This is a genomic window from Pseudomonas sp. (assembly GCF_050739775.1).
Lineage (GTDB): Bacteria > Pseudomonadota > Gammaproteobacteria > Pseudomonadales > Pseudomonadaceae > Aquipseudomonas.
On record NZ_JBOICA010000026.1, the window covers coordinates 14,700 to 31,084 of the forward strand.

11 protein-coding genes are annotated in these 16,385 nt (G+C 60.8%); 6 read left to right on the forward strand and 5 right to left on the reverse strand.

Features of this window, described 5'->3' with window-relative positions:
• Positions 1–123: 123 nt before the first annotated feature.
• Positions 124–435 carry an Mpo1-like protein gene (locus ACRESH_RS14985; RefSeq protein ID WP_431742737.1) on the forward strand — a complete coding sequence of 104 codons (312 nt, stop codon included), beginning with the start codon at positions 124–126 and terminating at the stop codon, positions 433–435.
• A gap of 20 nt (positions 436–455) precedes the next feature.
• Here ACRESH_RS14985 and ACRESH_RS14990 read toward each other — a convergent pair whose 3' ends face one another.
• Positions 456–1,274: a UDP-2,3-diacylglucosamine diphosphatase gene (locus tag ACRESH_RS14990; RefSeq protein ID WP_431742738.1), complete on the reverse strand. Its 819-nt coding sequence runs from the start codon at positions 1,272–1,274 to the stop codon at positions 456–458.
• 136 nt (positions 1,275–1,410) lie between these two features.
• Between ACRESH_RS14990 and ACRESH_RS14995 the strand changes: the two genes are divergently transcribed.
• The gene (locus ACRESH_RS14995) at positions 1,411–2,175 is read left to right on the forward strand and encodes an AraC family transcriptional regulator (protein ID WP_431742739.1); all 765 of its coding nucleotides are present in this window, start codon (positions 1,411–1,413) and stop codon (positions 2,173–2,175) included.
• Between the two features lie 77 nt (positions 2,176–2,252).
• On the forward strand, positions 2,253–3,137 hold the full coding sequence (locus ACRESH_RS15000) for a DMT family transporter (protein ID WP_431742740.1): 885 nt from the start codon (positions 2,253–2,255) through the stop codon (positions 3,135–3,137).
• Between the two features lie 6 nt (positions 3,138–3,143).
• On the opposite strand, the gene ACRESH_RS15005 is transcribed toward ACRESH_RS15000, so the two are convergent.
• The gene (locus ACRESH_RS15005; RefSeq protein WP_431742741.1) at positions 3,144–3,428 is read right to left on the reverse strand and encodes a SelT/SelW/SelH family protein; all 285 of its coding nucleotides are present in this window, start codon (positions 3,426–3,428) and stop codon (positions 3,144–3,146) included.
• Between the two features lie 70 nt (positions 3,429–3,498).
• On the opposite strand from ACRESH_RS15005, the gene ACRESH_RS15010 reads away from it, so the two are divergent.
• Positions 3,499–5,688: a patatin-like phospholipase family protein gene (locus tag ACRESH_RS15010; RefSeq protein ID WP_431742742.1), complete on the forward strand. Its 2,190-nt coding sequence runs from the start codon at positions 3,499–3,501 to the stop codon at positions 5,686–5,688.
• Positions 5,689–5,694: 6 nt separating this feature from the next.
• Here the strand turns inward: ACRESH_RS15010 and ACRESH_RS15015 are convergent, their stop codons facing one another.
• Positions 5,695–6,129 carry a MarR family transcriptional regulator gene (locus tag ACRESH_RS15015; RefSeq protein ID WP_431742743.1) on the reverse strand — a complete coding sequence of 145 codons (435 nt, stop codon included), beginning with the start codon at positions 6,127–6,129 and terminating at the stop codon, positions 5,695–5,697.
• A 117-nt stretch (positions 6,130–6,246) separates the two neighbouring features.
• The gene (recQ, locus tag ACRESH_RS15020) at positions 6,247–8,373 is read right to left on the reverse strand and encodes a DNA helicase RecQ (RefSeq protein ID WP_431742744.1); all 2,127 of its coding nucleotides are present in this window, start codon (positions 8,371–8,373) and stop codon (positions 6,247–6,249) included.
• Positions 8,374–8,619: 246 nt separating this feature from the next.
• Between recQ and ACRESH_RS15025 the strand changes: the two genes are divergently transcribed.
• Both ACRESH_RS15025 and ACRESH_RS15030 read left to right on the forward strand, forming a co-directional pair.
• The gene (locus ACRESH_RS15025; RefSeq protein WP_431742745.1) at positions 8,620–9,213 is read left to right on the forward strand and encodes a UPF0149 family protein; all 594 of its coding nucleotides are present in this window, start codon (positions 8,620–8,622) and stop codon (positions 9,211–9,213) included.
• A 10-nt stretch (positions 9,214–9,223) separates the two neighbouring features.
• Positions 9,224–9,589 (forward strand): YbaN family protein, encoded by a 366-nt coding sequence (locus tag ACRESH_RS15030; protein ID WP_431742746.1) that lies wholly within the window; start codon positions 9,224–9,226, stop codon positions 9,587–9,589.
• A gap of 10 nt (positions 9,590–9,599) precedes the next feature.
• Here ACRESH_RS15030 and ACRESH_RS15035 read toward each other — a convergent pair whose 3' ends face one another.
• A complete protein-coding gene (locus ACRESH_RS15035) occupies positions 9,600–15,971 on the reverse strand; it encodes a retention module-containing protein (protein ID WP_431742747.1) in 6,372 nt (2,123 codons plus the stop codon).
• Positions 15,972–16,385 lie beyond the last annotated feature (414 nt).

Here is a 16,385-nt window from a genome sequence, read left to right on the forward strand (position 1 = left end):
CGATCTCAAAGGATACTCAATTGGCGCCTATTGTCACTGCCCGATAATTTTACTCACTCTAGACTCAGTTCAGGCTCCACGCCGTGTATCTTTATCAATATCGAGCGCTTCAGGAGCTGCGTCGTGAACAGTCCTCAGCAATTTCGCAGTTTTTCCGAGTTCTATCCGTATTATCTGCAAGAACACAGCAATCAAACCTGCCGGCGCCTGCACTTCGTCGGTACGACCCTGGTCATCGCGCTGCTCGCCTATACCCTGGCCAGCGGCAAGTGGATAGTGCTGTTGCTGGTGCCGTTGGCTGGCTACGGGTTTGCCTGGGTCGGCCATTTCTTTTTCGAGAAGAACCGCCCCGCCACCTTCAAACACCCGCTGTACAGCCTCATTGGCGATTTCGCCATGTACCGCGACATGCTGCGCGGTAAAGTATCCTTCTGATTTCGGCCCGCAAGGCCAGGTCAGCGCGGCTCGATCCATTGCAGATCGGCCAGGCGCTGCGCTTCGCGGGCCTGGGCGTCGGCCAAGCGGTACAACTCGATGCTGCCGTCCCAGTGCTCGATCAGCGCCGTGCAGGACTCGACCCAGTCACCACAGTTCAAGTAGTCGACCTCGCCGACCTTACGGATTTCGGCATGATGAATGTGCCCGCAGACCACACCATGAAAGCCGCGTTTGACGCACTCATGGGCAATCGCCTCTTCGAAATCACTGATGAAACTGACTGCCGTCTTGACCTTGTGCTTGAGGTACGCCGACAACGACCAGTAACCGTAGCCGTAGCGGGCGCGCCAATGGTTGAGCCAGCGGTTGAGGGTCAAGGTGAACTCATAGGCCGAATCACCGAGAAAGGCCAGCCAGCGATGGTAACGGGTGATCACATCGAATTGATCGCCATGAATCACCAGTAGTCGGCGTCCATCAGCGGTCAGGTGCTCGGCTTGGTCGACCAGGCGGATATTGCCCAACACCAGCTTGGAATAGCGCCGCAGGAACTCGTCATGGTTGCCGGTGACATAGATCACCTCGGTGCCGCGCTTGCTCATGGTCAGCAGACGGCGGATAACGTTGGTGTGTGCCTGCGGCCAGTACATGCCAGCGCGTAGTTTCCAGCCGTCGATGATGTCGCCGACCAGGTAGATCCGGTCGGCCTGATAGCCCTTGAGGAACTGTGACAAGTGCTCGGCCTGGCAATCCCGCGTGCCCAGGTGCACGTCGGATATCCACAAGGTGCGCACGCGTTGCTTACGCGAGGGTTTGACTAGCTCGGCATGGCTCATGGGCTGGCTCCGGGGCAGTTTTGCCGAGCGTGGCAGCAGGCAGTGAAGCGAACGTGACGAAACCACGTCGATCTGATGACACGCCAGCGCCTTGCCTGACCCTGTACACTGCTGCCACTGCCTGGAGGACTCCGCAATGAGCAGCGGCTCGATACTCTCCCTGCGTCACTACAGTGACGATCTGATCGCCCACAGCCATGAGCACCCGCAACTGGTGTTCGGCTTGCGCGGGCAGCTGGACTTCGAGCTTGACGGTCGTGGCGCACAGATCGAGCGCCAGGGCCTTATCGTGGTGCCTGGCGGCACCCACCATACCTGCGGCAGCACCAGCGGAAGCCACTGCCTGGTCCTCGATGTGCCTGGCGATGCCTGGCTCGAAAGCAGCCTGGGTGAGCAGGCCCAGGCCAGCCAACGCCTGCTTGAACATCGCGGCTCGCTCAACCTGGACAACCATCAGCAACGACTGGTCGACTGGCTGGCGGCCAGTGCGCTGGCCGACCCGCTGATTGTCCAACAGGGCGCGGTGTTGTTGCTGGCCAGCCTGAACAGCACTCCACGCCCAGCCACCGTACAGAAACAGCTGCCCTTTGCCAGCTTCGACGCGCATATCGAGCACAATGCCGCCTACCCGTTGCAGGTCGCCGATCTGGCCCGCCTGGCCGGACTTTCCAGTGCTCGCCTGCATGCCCGCTTCATCGCCGAAGCGTCGATCACGCCCATGGACTATATCCGCCAGCGCCGACTCCTGCAGGCGCGCAGGTTGCTGGCCGAGACGGACCTGGCCATCGGTGAAATCGCCAGCCGGGTCGGCTATAGCTCGCAAAGCGCCTTCTGCGCCGCCATGCTCAAAGCGTTCGGCCGTACGCCTCGGGCATTGCGCCGCGAGTCTGGCGACAACTGACGCGAGGAACGCGACAGACAGCCGCTGCCAGTGCCTCGTACACTGGCCGGGCTGTCCTGCCTATTACAAGGATCACCATGAACCACCGCACCGCCCTCGGCGCCCTGCATATTGGCGCGCTGTTCTTCGGCCTGACTGGCGTCTTCGGCAAACTGGCCCAGGCGGCGCCGTCGATCATTGTCTTTGGCCGCGCCGCCTTCGCCGTACTGGCGCTCGGCATCTTTGCCCGCCTTGCGCAAAAAGCCTGGCAACCACTGCAAGGCCAGGACTGGCGTCGCCTGCTATTGGGAGGTGTGTTGCTGGCCGGGCACTGGGTGAGTTTCTTCATTGCCGTCAAAGTCGCCGGCGTAGCCATTGCCACCTTGGGCTTTGCCAGCTTTCCGGCCTTCACCGTGATCCTCGAAGGCCTGCTGTTTCGTGAGCGGGTTCGCAGCAACGAAATCCTCCTGGTGCTGCTGGTGAGCATCGGACTGGTACTGGTCACCCCGGACTTCGACCTGGCCAGCCAGGCCACTGGCGGCTTGCTCTGGTCGTTGCTGTCAGGCTTGTTGTTTTCGCTTTTGTCATTGACCAACCGGGCGTCCAGCGCACGCATTCCGGCCGTGCAGGCGGCGTTGTGCCAGAACACGGTGGTCGCACTGTGCCTATTGCCGGCCGCCGCCCCGGCCCTGGCCGAAGTTTCGCCGATGGACTGGCTGTGGATCGGCCTGCTCGGGGTGTTCTGCACCGGCGTCGCGCATAGCTTGTTCGTCGCCAGTCTTGCTGTGATCAAGGCGCGCACCGCCGCGGTGGTGTTCGCCCTGGAGCCGGTCTACGGCATAGCCCTGGCCTGGCTGATCTTCGCCGAAGCGCCGACCCCGCGCATGCTCCTGGGTGGCGTGCTGATCATTCTCGCCATCGTCATCTCCAGTCGCCTGGCCGCCAGCAACCCGGCCACCAAGGCTGCTGCTATCGAAGGCTGATGAGGATCACGGGCGGTCGCTGTGACCCAGGTCGCGCTGCGGATCGATCTGGTCGCGCACCCGTTGCTTGAGGACCTTGGCTTCAGGGAAGCCGCCATCGGCCTTGCGCTCCCAGATCTGCACACCGTCGCAGGTAATCCGGAAGGCACCGCCTGTAGCGGGCTCAAGGGCCACCCGGGCAAGGTCGTCGCTGAACGTGCTGAGCAGTTCCTGGGCCAGCCAGGCAGCACGCAGCAACCACTGGCACTGGGTGCAATAGGTAATGACAATTTCGGCTTTGTGGGCATTCATGGGGTGACAGTCTCCTGACAGGCGGGGACGCTTATACTAGCGGTCTTTAGCCTTAGCTCCGAGAGCCATGATGCACCGCTTGCTGTTGAGTCTGTTGCTGATCGTCGTTTCTTTCCCACTGCTGGCTGGCGAACCACCACGCGCGAAAATCGGCCTGGTGCTGTCCGGCGGTGCGGCCCGCGGCCTTGCCCACATCGGTGTGCTCAAAGCCCTGGAGGAGCAAGGCATCAAGATCGACGCCATTGCTGGCACCAGCATGGGCGCGGTAGTCGGCGGCCTGTATGCCTCCGGCTATAAGGTCGAGGAGCTGGAGAAACTCGCCTTGGGTATCGACTGGCAACAGGCACTGTCCGATGCCCCGCCACGCAAGGACGTGCCATTTCGACGCAAGCAGGATGACCGGGATTTCCTGGTCAAGCAGAAGCTCAGTTTCCGCGACGACGGCAGCCTCGGCCTGCCGTTGGGGGTGATCCAGGGGCAGAACCTGGCCCTGTTGCTGGAAAGCATGCTGGCCCACACCAGTGATACCCGCGACTTCGACAAGCTGCCGATCCCTTTCCGCGCCGTGGCCACCGACATCGCCAATGGCGAAAAAGTAGTGTTTCGCCGCGGTCACCTGCCCCAGGTGATTCGCGCCAGCATGTCGATTCCGGCCGTATTCGCCCCGGTCGAGCTGGATGGCCGATTGTTGGTCGATGGCGGCATGGTCGACAACATCCCCCTGGATGTCGCCCGTGACATGGGTGTGGACCTGGCGATTGTGGTCGACATCGGTACGCCGCTTCGCAGCCGCAAGCAACTGGCGACCGTGGTCGATGTACTCAACCAGTCGATCACCCTGATGACGCGAAGCAACTCCGAGGAACAACTGGCGAACCTGCATCGCAACGACATCCTGATCCAGCCGCCTCTGGCCAGCTTCGGCGTCACCGATTTTGGCCGCGCCGAGGAAATGATCGACGCAGGCTACCGCGCCGCGCGTGCCCTGGACACGCGCCTGGCGGTGCTCAAGCGCCCCGACAGCAGCGATGGCGAATTGAATGTCGCCCGCTCACCGAGCCAGCGCACGCCGGTAATCACCGCGATCAAGATCGAGAACGACTCGAAAGTCAGCGACGAGGTGATCCGTTTCTATGTTCGCCAGCCTATCGGCGAGCCCCTGGAACTGGGTCGCCTGCAGACCGACATGGGTACCCTCTACGGCCTGGACTACTTCGACCGGGTCCAGTACCGGGTGGTGCACAAGGGTAGCGACAACACCCTGGTAATCAACGCCCGCGGCCGCCGCGGCGGTACCGACTACCTGCGCCTGGGCCTGAACCTGTCGGATGACCTGCGCGGCGACAGTGCCTTCAACATTGGCGCCAGCTATCGGGTCAATGGCATCAACCGCCTGGGCGCCGAGTGGTTGACCCGAGCGCAGTTCGGCGATCAACAGGAGCTGTACAGCGAGTTCTATCAACCGCTGGATGCCGGCTCACGCTACTTCATCGCCCCATATCTGGACCTGGGCTCGCAAAACATCGAAGCCACCCTCGACGACGACCCGATTGCCGAATACCGCCTGCAACGCTACGGCTTCGGCCTGAACCTGGGACGGCAGATCGGCAATAGCGGCGAAGTGCGCTTCGGGGTCGGCCAGGCCTGGGGTAACGCCGAAGTACGCATTGGCGACCAGGACCTGCCCCACTTCAGCTTCAACGAAGGTTTCTACGAGCTGAAGTATTCGTTCGACACCCTGGACAATGTCTACTTCCCTCACAGCGGTGAAGACATAAGCCTGACCCTGCGCCAGTTCGAACCGGACCTGGGGTCCGATCAACGTTACCGGCAATGGAACTTCAAACTGGACAAAGCCCTGAGCAGCGGCCCGAATACCTGGGTGCTGGGGACCCAGTATGGCCGGACGCTGGACGACGCCGAGGTGGTCACCTCAAGCTTTGTCCTCGGTGGCGCCCGGCAGCTTTCAGGCTTTCGCCAGGACTCGGTATCCGGGCAGAATATGAGCCTGATGCGTATGGTCTACTACCGCCGCCTGACACCTCGCGCCTACCTGCCACTTGACTTCCCGCTCTATGTAGGGGGGTCGCTGGAGCGGGGCAGGGCCTGGAACAATGACAACGAGTTCGACAGTGGCTACATCAATGCCGCCAGTATCTTCGTCGGATTCGAGACGCCGTTGGGCCCGCTGAATTTCAGCTACGGGGCCAACAGCGAGAATCAGAAGGCGTTGTACCTGAACCTGGGTCAGACCTTCTGAGGCCGCTCAGGACTTTTCCAGGTTGGCCAGGATGCGCGCGTGGACCTTCATGCACACGCGCATGTCTTCCTCGTCGACACCGCTGAAGAGCTCGACGCGCAAGGCGTTGGCAATGGTTTCGATCTGATCGATCAGCGGTTTGGCCGACGGGCACAAATGAATTTTTTTTGCTCGCCGGTCTTCCAATACCGCCTGGCGCCGTACCAGCCCCTGGGACTCGAGGCTATCGAGCAAACGCGCCAGGGTCGGCCCCTCGACGCCAACACTCTGGGCCAGCTCGCGCTGGGTAGGGGCTTCGTCGAAACGGGCCAGATGCAGCAGCACCAGCCAGCGGGCCTGGGACAGGTTGAGCCCGGCCAGGCGGCGGTCCAGTTCGGCGCGCCAACCCCGCGACATCTGGGCCAGCTGCATTCCGAAGCGGTGTTGATCGGTCAACGGCATAGAAAACTCATCATCAGAACTAATTATTAGTCAGCTAACCATGCTCCTGCGCAACAGGCAAGGCTCCTCAAGGTTCTATCTGTCTGACAATCGTTATAAAAGATGACAAAACACCGTTTACATCTCGAATTCAGCGGCTAACGCCGCCCGCACACAGTACAACACCCCTTCCGGCACACGGGCCCCAAACTGCTCGGCAATGGCCGATACTGGCGGCAATTCGCCCTCACCATCCAGAAAGGCATCCTGTATTTCGGCCAGCAGGTCTTCCGGCAAGTCCAGGGCCTGCTCCAGCGACAACTGCTGGCGGCCTATGGCTTCGGCCAGCATGCTGTAGACGTTCTTTTCACTGCAGTTCAACTGCCCGGCGATTTGCGCCGGGGTCATGCCGGCACGGGCCAGGCTGGTCAACTCGTGGCGCAGGTCGGCGACCTGTGGTGGCGTCTCGGCTGCACCGTCGAGGACGTCGAGGAACGCCGCGCCGTAGCGCTCCAACTTACGCGCACCGACACCACTGACCTGGGCCATTTCGCTGAGACTGGTCGGCTGGCTGCGCAGCATCTCCAGCAAAGTCGAGTCGGGGAAGATGACATACGGAGGTACGCCGTGTTCCTCGGCCAGCTTGCGTCGTAGTGCACGCAGGGCTTCCCATTGTTCGCGCTCGTCGCCACGGACCAGCTGACTGGCCGGGCTGCCGCTACCCTTGCTGCTGGTCTGCGGCTTGAGGTCGCGGCGCAACTCCAGGCTCACCTCCCCGCGCAACAACGCTCGGCAGCTATCGGACAAGCGCAAGCCGCCATAACCTTCCAGATCAATATCGGCCAGGCCGCGAGCCACCAACTGGCGGAACAACGAGCGCCATTCGCCTTCGGAACGGGCCTTGCCGACGCCATACACGGCCAGTTTCTCATGACCGAAATTGCGGATCTTCTCGTTGTCACGCCCCAGCAACACATCCACGAGGTGGCCAACACCATAGCGCTGGCCGGTGCGGTACACCGCCGACAAGGCCTGGCGCGCAGGTTCAGTGGCGTCCCAGGTCTGCACACCATCGATGCAGTTGTCGCAATGCCCACAAGGCTGCGGCAGCTCTTCATCGAAGTAGTTGAGCAGGATCTGGCGGCGGCAGCGGGTTTCTTCACAGAGTGCGAGCATGGCGTCGAGTTTGTGTTGCTCGATGCGCTTGTGGCGCTCGTCACCCTCGGAGTTCTGCAGCATTTGCTTGAGCATCACCATGTCCTGCAGTCCGTATGCCATCCAGGCATCAGCCGGCAGGCCATCGCGCCCGGCGCGGCCGGTTTCCTGATAGTAGGCTTCCAGCGACTTGGGCAGGTCCAGGTGGGCAACGAAACGCACGTTGGGTTTATCGATGCCCATGCCGAAGGCGATGGTGGCGACCATGATCAGGCCTTCCTCATTGAGGAAGCGGCGCTGGTTGGAGGCGCGGGTTTCGGCAGGCAGGCCGGCGTGATAAGGCAGCGCCGGAAAGCCCTGGTCGCACAGGTAGGCGGCGACATCGTCGACCTTCTTGCGTGACAGGCAGTAGACAATGCCGGCGTTGCCACGACGCTCGCCGAGGAACGCCAGCAACTGCTTGCGCGGCTGCTCCTTGGGCACGATGCGGTAGAAGATGTTCGGCCGGTCGAAGCTCGACAGGAAACGCTCGGCATTCTGCAAATGCAGGCGGGTGACGATTTCTTCGCGGGTGCGCATGTCCGCGGTGGCGGTCAGGGCAATGCGCGGCACATTCGGGAACAGCTCGGCCAGTTGCCCCAGTTGCAGGTACTCGGGGCGGAAGTCATGACCCCATTGCGATACGCAGTGGGCCTCGTCGATCGCGAACAAGGCAATATCCAGGGTGCGCAGAAAATCCAGCATGCGCGGCTGCACCAGGCGCTCCGGTGCCAGGTAGAGCATCTTCACCTCGCCACGGCGAATGCGCCCGGCAAGGTCACGCTGCTGCTCGGCGCTCAGGGTCGAGTTCAGCGAGGCGGCGGCCACACCCAGTTCGTCGAGGGTTGCCACCTGGTCTTCCATCAGCGCGATCAGGGGCGACACCACCACGGCCAGGCCCGGACGCAACAGCGCCGGCACCTGAAAACACAGGGACTTGCCGCCCCCGGTGGGCATCAGCACCAGCGCATCGCCCCCTTTGGCTACGCATTCGATGATCGCCCCCTGGCGCCCTCGAAAGCTGTCGTAGCCGAAGATGTCCTTGAGGACGCGCTGAGCCTGTTCGAGCATAGAAACTCCATAAATCGCAGAACCATCCTGGCCACAGGCTGGATGAAAACCTTCCCCGCCACACCTGAAAATGCGTAAGCGGCTTTTACCTGGCCTGCCATTACGGTGTGGCCGGGTACAAAAGCCGGGCATTATACCCGAGCGTCGCCTCGCACAGGGGGCTCTGCGATAGGCGTCATCCTTTGCCTCGCAGGCGCCGCAAGATGCTAGAATTCGATCATCGTTTATTCCCAAGGTAGCCCTGTAATGTCCTTCGCCGAGCAATTGACCCGCCTGCAAGCCTTCCTCGACGCCGACGAGCTGCACGAAGAAGCGCTGGACTACGTTGCCGCCCACGGCTACCTGACTGCATTGTCGATTGGTACCGAAGCGGTTCCCGAGCGCGAATGGATCGAAGCCCTGTTCGCCGAAGAGCCTCATTACAAGGACGACGCCCAGCGTGAAGAAATCGAAGCCACGCTGATCCAGCTCAAGGCGCACATCGCCCGCCAACTGGCCAGCGACGAGGAGTTCGAGCTGCCGTGCGACCTGGACCTGGGCGACGAGCCGGACGATTCCGACCTGCGCGGCTGGTGCATCGGTTTCATGGAAGGCGTATTCATGCGCGAAGAAGCCTGGTTCGAGACCGCCGAGGAAGAAGTCAGCGAAATGCTCCTGCCGATCATGGTCGGTTCCGGCCTGTTCGACGAACAGCCTGAATTCGCCGACATCGCCAGCGACGCCAACCTGATGGACGACATGATCGTGCAGATTCCAGAGGCCCTGACCGCGCTGTACCTGCTGCAGCATGCGCCAGACGAAAAGCCTGCACCTGCATTGCTCAAACCACGCCACCACTGAGCCGGCGTCAATGCGCCACCTGCTGCTGGCCATCGGCTGGCTCAGCGTCGCGCTGGGAGTGATCGGCATCTTCCTGCCGGTATTGCCGACCACTCCCTTCCTGCTTCTGGCTGCGGCCTGCTTTGCTCGCAGCTCCCCGCGTTTTCACCATTGGCTGGTCAATCATCCACGGCTTGGGCCGTGGGTTCACGATTACCTCAGTGGTGAAGGCATCCCGCTCAAAGGCAAGGTCTACGCGATCGGCTTGATGTGGCTGAGCATCGGTCTGTCCTGCTACCTGGTGCCGCTGCCTTGGGCGCGCGGATTCATGCTGACCAGCGCGGTGCTGGTCAGCATTTACATCCTGCGGCAAAAGACACTGCGTCGGCCGTCCTGACCCGCAGTTCTCACACCGTATCCACCTTCAACGAATGATCATTAAGCATCCCATTGATAATCGTCGCCGTATCCTGCCCGGCAGCAATCACCCCCCCCGCCCCTGCCGTCACCCCATAGTGCTGAGCCAGGTTGACCCCAGCCAGATCGATGATCTGGGTCGGCGCAGCCCCCGCCACGGCACTCACCTCGATGGTCGAAATCACCTCGGAGCCACTGCCGGAGACCTTGAAGTGCAGGTAATCGTCCAGTGACGCCGATGTCGCATTTTCGCCCTGGAGCAACTGCGACAGATCAAGCCGGTCCGTGCCAGGTGTAAAGTCGGTCACCAGGTCACGCCCCGTATTGCCCTGCTGCCAGAGGAAGATATCGTTGCCGGTACCTCCCGTCAGGGTATTGTTCCCCGGCCCACCGGCCAGGACATCGTTGCCACCCCCTGCGTTCAAGGTATCGTTGCCCAGCCCGCCCTTGAGCAGGTTGGCATTGCCGTCGCCGGTCAAGGCGTCGTTGTAGTCCGAGCCAATCAGATTCTCGATACCGGTCAAGGTATCAGTCCCCGCCCCTCCGGTATTTTGCGCTGCTGCGCTTGCCAGGCTGACCGTTACCCCACCACCGGCACCGGCATAACTGGCAGTATCGATACCGGCACCGCCATTGAGCTGGTCATTGCCGTTGCCGCCGATCAGCAAGTCATTACCATCGCCTGCGTTGAGGATGCCATTGCCGTCACCGCCAATCAGCACATCATTGCCGGCACCGGCATTGAGGGTGTCGTGACCCGCCCCGCCCAGCAAGGTGTCATGGCCCTCAGTACCCGTCAGGATACTGCCGCCCTGGTAGACGATCGCCACATTGCCAGTACCACTGCCAGCATGCCCATCACTGACCGTATAGGTGCCGTTATAGGTTTGGTTCTGAGCATTTGCGTAGTCGACGGTCATGGTCAAGGCATAGCTTTCCGCTGCACTGGCATTCCCCCCCAGAGGATTGGACTGGTTGACGATGTGGATGCTGTACACCCCGTCATGACTGGCAGTGAAGCTGGCGCCATCGGCAATGGTCTGATAAACGCCATTCTCATCCTTCCACTCCATCAGGATGTTGCCAGCGGACCGGTTGTGATCGAGCTTGAGCGACTCGCCTTGTTTCAAGGTGACGGTCAGCACGTCCTCGGCATTGGCGTTACTCGATAGCGCGCCCAGGTAGCCATTGACCAGCAGCACTGCAGTGGTTGTATTCGCGGCGATGCGGAACGCACTACGCGGCAAGTCCTTGAGCTGGTTGGCCTCACTACTGTTGCTTCCCGAGAAACCAACCGTAGAGGTGCCGTTGCCTACCGAGAACCCCGCACCTTTGGCCGCCCAATAGGTGGTGAAGGTAATTGGCGATGCATTGAGCGTATCGTTGTTGGCATCGCTGTCGTTAGCCAGCAGTGCTTCGGCCGGTACAGTAATGGTGCTGGAGAGGATGTTGGTGATGATAGAGTCGGCGCCGACCACTGGCGCGGCGTTGGAGTAGACATTGACCACCAGGTTGGCGCTGCTCAGGTCGCCATCGTTGTCACTGGCGGTAAAGCCGATAGTCTCGGTCACGGTAGTGCCGGTGTCTTTCGCTGGCGTATAGGTGAACTCGCCAGTATCCATGTCAACCAGCAAGGTGCCGCCCTGCTGGGTCTTGATGTTGAAGGTATTGGTTAGCGTATCGAAGCTACCGCGATCAATACCACCAGTTGCGGTGTAGCTGCCCTTGCCGCCATCGGCTTTGGGGTCATAGGTATAGGTCGTGCCATCGATCAGCAGCGCTTTGATAAAGCCGCCGTCAGCCCCAAAATTTCCGCCACTCATCAGGCTGCCGGTAATTGGCGCACCCTGCACCGTACCGGACAGCACCTGGTTCAATGCATTGAGATCAGTAACCACCACGGCGTTGGTATCGGTATGGGTGCTGCCGTCATAAGCGAGCGGGTTGAGATTACCGGCGTTGACGCCGCTGCCCAGACCAATGGCGTAAGACTTGATCCCGTTGCTGTCGAGGAAGGATTTCCAGGCAGCCTCGTCAGCCGCACCGATGCCTTGCGCGGTCGAGGACGGGTTGCCGTCGGAGAAGAAATAGCCGACGTTTTGCGCCCCGCTCAAGCTACCACTGTTGGCGAAAGCCGACTTCGCCTCGGCCACTGCGGCATCGTAGTTGGTACCACCGCCCGCTGTCAGGCCAGCAACGATCTGCTTGGCCTGGGCGACCGATACCCAGAGGGTCGATTGCTCCGACGCAGATGAATTGAAGGTGACAACCTGGACTTTGACGTCGCCCATCTCGTCGTACTTGTCGAGCAAGGAGCTGATGGCATCCTTGGCCAGTTGCAGACGCGTCTTGCCCTGGACGCCCGATTCCTCGCGCATACTGCCGGACACGTCGATGATCAGCAGCAGGTTAGAGTCGACCTGCCCCGGTGTCACCGAGCGCTCGGCGCCCACTACCGCTGTTACATCGTCAACAATGGCTACATCCAGAGTCGCATGGGCAGTACTGCCATCTTTATCGGTCGCGGTGACAGTGATGGGCTCATTGAGGCTGTTGGTGCCATTGGCATTTGGATGGTTTTCATTGTCCAGCAAGGTGTAGGTGTAGGTCACCACACCCGTGCTCGGGTTGTATCCGGTGATGGTCAGCGAGTTGCCCAGCGGGGTTGTCCCCGATTGTGGGAAGTCGCTGATCGAGCCGCCACTGACTACGTTGATGCCCCCCACAGTCAGCGTTTGCAAGCCATCGGGAGCCGTCACGGTGAAGTTACCGGAATGAGCCAATGACGGCGTGTCCGGGCTGCTGCCATCACTGAGGTTTTTCTCGTAGACCGTCAGCTCGCAACCGTTGACGTCAAGTCCATCGATGACGACCGGACTGTTCAAGTTGCTGACATTGATCTTCAACGTCGCCGTGCTGCTGTCGCCGTCGGCATCCTTGAGGGTATAGGTGAAGGTCTCGGTAGCGGTTCCGCCACCGCGCAAGTTGATGAAATCCGGATCGGCGCTGTTCAGCGTATAGGTGTAGGAACCGTTAGCGGCCAAGACCAGTTTGCCGTAGATACCTTGGAAGGTCTGCGCCGTAATCGGTCCGTTGGCGATACGGTCGGCGCCCTGGGTGTCGTTGCTGAGGACGTTGCCGGTCAGGGTCAGTTGGGTTTCCGTGGCGGGGGTTGTGTTGATATCAGCGACGGCTTTGGGTGCGTCATCGACGATATTCACATCGAGCGAAGCACTGGCACTGCTGCCATCGGTGTCGGTGGCGACCACGGTAAAACTCTCGCTCCGGCTGGTGCCATTGCCGCTAGTGTGCGCTTCGTTGTCGAGCAGCGTGTAGGTGTACGTCACTACCCCGGTGCTGGGGTTGTAGCTGGTGATGGTCAGGGTGTTGCCCAGCGAGGTCGTCCCTGATTGCGGGAAGCTGCCATTACCGTTGCTGATCACGGCGACACCCGCGACAGTCAGGGTTTTCAGGCCATCAGGCGCTGTGATGATGAAGCTGCCGGATTGGGTCAAGACCGCCCCATTCGGGCTACTGCCGTCACTGAGGTGCTTCTCATAAACGGTCAACTCACCGCATTCAACATTCAACCCTTTTATGGTCACCGGATCATTCAGGTTGCTGACGTTGATCTTCAACGTCGCCGTGCTGGTATCGCCGTCGGCATCCTTGAGGGTGTAGGTGAAGGTCTCGATACCGGTGCCGCCACCGTGGTTGATGAAGTCCGGATCTGCAGTGTTCAGCGTGTAGGTGTAGGAACCGTCGGCAGCCAGCACCAGTTTTCCGTAGGTGCCCTCGACAGTCTGCGCGGTAATAGGCCCACTCGCGATACGGTCGGCGCCTTGGGTATCGTTGCTCAACACGTTGCCGGTCAGGGTCAGCTGGGTTTCTGTGGCGGGGGTTGTGTTGATATCAGCAACGGCTTTGGGCGCGTCGTCGACGATATTCACCTCGAGCGAACCACTGGCACTGTTGCCATCGGTGTCGGTGGCCACCACGTTAAAACTTTCGCTCCGGGTGCTGCCATTGCCGCTGGTATGCGCTTCGTTGTCGAGCAGTGTGTAGGTGTACGTCACCACCCCGGTGCTGGGGTTGTAGCCGGTGATGGTCAGGGTGTTGCCCAGCGGGGTCGTCCCCGATTGTGGGAAGCTGCCGTTGCCATCGCTGATCACGGTGACACCCGCGACAGTCAGGGTTTTCAGGCCATCGGGAGCAGTGATAATGAAGCTGCCGGACTGGGTCAATGCCGCCCCATTCGGGCTGCCGCCGTCACTGAGGTGCTTCTCGTAGACGGTCAGTTCACCACATTCGACATTCAAACCTCTTATGGTCACCGGATCATTCAGGTTGCTGACATTGATCTTCAACGTCGCGGTGCTGCTGTCGCCGTCGGCATCCTTGAGGGTATAGGTGAAGGTCTCGATGCCGTTGCCGCCACCGTGCAGGTTGATGAAATCCGGATCACTGGTGTTCAGCGTATAGGTGTAGGAGCCATCAGCGGCCAGCACCAGGGTGCCGTAGATGCCATTGAAGGTCTGCGCGGTAATCGGCCCGCTCGGGAGACGGTCGGCACCCTGGGTATCGTTGCCCAGGACGTTGCCGGTCAGGGTCAGCTGGGTTTCCGTGGCGGGGGTTGTGTTGGTATCAGCGACTGCTTTGGGCGCGTCGTTGACGATATTCACCTCGATCGAGCCGCTGGCACTGCTGCCATCGGTGTCGGTGGCGACCACCGTAAAGCTCTCGCTCAGGGGGGTGCCGTTGCCACTGTCATGCGCTCCGCTGTCGAGCAGCGTGTAAGTGTAGGTCACCACCCCGGTGCTGGGGTTGTAGCCGGTGATGGTCAGGGTGTTGCCCTGCAGCGTGGTGGCCGATTGCGGGAAGCCGACTGCGTTGCCACCGGTAACCACGGCGATGCCGCCCACAGTCAGGGTTTGCAGGCCGTCCGCAGCGGTCACGGTGAAGCTGCCGGTCTGGGTCAACGATGGCGTGTCCGGGCTACTGCCATCGCTGAGGTTCTTCTCGTTGACCGTCAACTCACCACCTTCAACACCCAGACCGTTAAGGGTTACTGGGTCGTTGAGATTGCTGACGTTGATCTGCAACGTCGCGGTGCTGCTGTCGCCGTCGGCATCCTTGAGGGTATAGGTGAAGGTCTCGGTGCCGTTGCCGCCACCATGCAGGTTGATGAAATCCGGATCACTGGTGTTCAGCGTATAGGTGTAGGAGCCATCAGCGGCCAGCACCAGGGTGCCGTAGGTGCCATTGAAGGTCTGCGCGGTAATCGGCCCGCTCGGGAGACGGTCGGCGCCCTGGGTATCGTTACCCAGGACGTTGCCGGTCAGGGTCAGCTGATTCTCGGTGGCTGTGACCACATTGCTGTCAGCCACTGCCCGAGGCGTGTCATCGCTAACGGTAATGTCCAGCGAACCACTGGCCACATCACCATCGGTATCGCTGACCAAGACGCTGATGCTCTCACCCAGCCCATTGGCACCGCCACCGGCCGGATGCGCTTCGGCGCCTGTCAAGGTATAGCTGTAGCTGACCACACCGGTCGCAGCATCGTAGCCGGTGATGGTCAATACGTTACCAAGCCCAGTGGTGATGGATTGGCCCACACCGGTCACAGCGCCAGCAGTGACCACATTGATGCCACCGACATTCAGGTTGAACACCCCATCCGCTGCTACCACGGTAAAACTGCCGGTCCGGGTCAAGGCCGCAGGGGCACTGGCAGATCCCTGCGCCAGATTGGCTTCGTTCAGGGACAACTCGCCCACCACCACCTCCAGACCCTCGATGATGACTGGGTTGTCCACCACCGGCAGCGGCGGCGGAGCGTCATCGTTGTTGTTGAGCACGCCGACATCCAGCTCCGGCAACTCCACAAAGCCGTTGAAACCCGCCGTTGGGAATCCAACGACCGGATCAACCCGACCGGCTACTTCATTGAGTAGAACGAAGGAGTGACCACCACCTAGCGCACCCGGTGCACCGCCACTACCGGGACCGGCCGCTGTCGGATCGGCGTCCTGGCTCGGGTCGGCACCGGCAGCGATGGCTTGCTGGAGCTTTTCCACATCGGTGAGTTGAGCCTGGCTCGGCGTCAGCGCTTCTGGTGCCTTGGCATGCGGTGCCTGGCTGGCCAGCAACTGCGGCGAAAGTGCCAGGCTGCTGTCCCGTCCCAGAGTCAATTCGGCGCCATTTTGCAGATGGACGGCTACGGCCCCGGCAGCGCCAGTCTGCAACTGCTCGCCGGCAAACAGCCGGTCCCCCTCGGCCAGCGCCCGACGTGTCCCGTCACTGGCGACGGCGAAGACCTCTGCGACTACTTTGCTGACAATACCGATTAACTTGGCCATGAGCGCTCTCCTCCGCTGCGGAACGGTTTTTCGCAGAAAAGCACCCTGAATCGCGTGGTCGGCCCGCTACCCCCGCCCTGGGCCAACACCCGGAAAGTGCTGAAGACGCGGGTGGATTTCAATGCAATCAACACCTTCGCATCACAGACTCCCGGTGAACGTGGAAAAACAATCTGGCCATTTGACATGTGCCAAAAAATTGTCGCCAATGATTGCCCTTCCTCCATCCCCTCCGCTACATCCGTGCCCTTTGCCGCAAAAAAAATTGAACTTTCTCCGACGCCCGAAATATGCACCCTAGCGCAGAATCGACGGGTCGCCCGATATGAACAATGTCGTGGATTTCTTAGACCTCATAAGTTTTTTTTCGCATAACTCTTATGAAAAATTCTTCTTAGCTCGTCTTATAAATGT

Coding starts and splice junctions, on each gene's coding strand:
- ACRESH_RS14995 (WP_431742739.1), top strand. CDS start 1,411: ATGAGCAGCGGCTCGATACTCTCCCTGCGTCACTACAGTGACGATCTG.
- recQ (WP_431742744.1), bottom strand. CDS start 8,373: ATGCTCGAACAGGCTCAGCGCGTCCTCAAGGACATCTTCGGCTACGAC.
- ACRESH_RS15035 (WP_431742747.1), bottom strand. CDS start 15,971: ATGGCCAAGTTAATCGGTATTGTCAGCAAAGTAGTCGCAGAGGTCTTC.
- ACRESH_RS14990 (WP_431742738.1), bottom strand. CDS start 1,274: ATGAGCCATGCCGAGCTAGTCAAACCCTCGCGTAAGCAACGCGTGCGC.
- ACRESH_RS15005 (WP_431742741.1), bottom strand. CDS start 3,428: ATGAATGCCCACAAAGCCGAAATTGTCATTACCTATTGCACCCAGTGC.
- ACRESH_RS15000 (WP_431742740.1), top strand. CDS start 2,253: ATGAACCACCGCACCGCCCTCGGCGCCCTGCATATTGGCGCGCTGTTC.
- ACRESH_RS15030 (WP_431742746.1), top strand. CDS start 9,224: ATGCGCCACCTGCTGCTGGCCATCGGCTGGCTCAGCGTCGCGCTGGGA.
- ACRESH_RS15015 (WP_431742743.1), bottom strand. CDS start 6,129: ATGCCGTTGACCGATCAACACCGCTTCGGAATGCAGCTGGCCCAGATG.
- ACRESH_RS15025 (WP_431742745.1), top strand. CDS start 8,620: ATGTCCTTCGCCGAGCAATTGACCCGCCTGCAAGCCTTCCTCGACGCC.
- ACRESH_RS15010 (WP_431742742.1), top strand. CDS start 3,499: ATGCACCGCTTGCTGTTGAGTCTGTTGCTGATCGTCGTTTCTTTCCCA.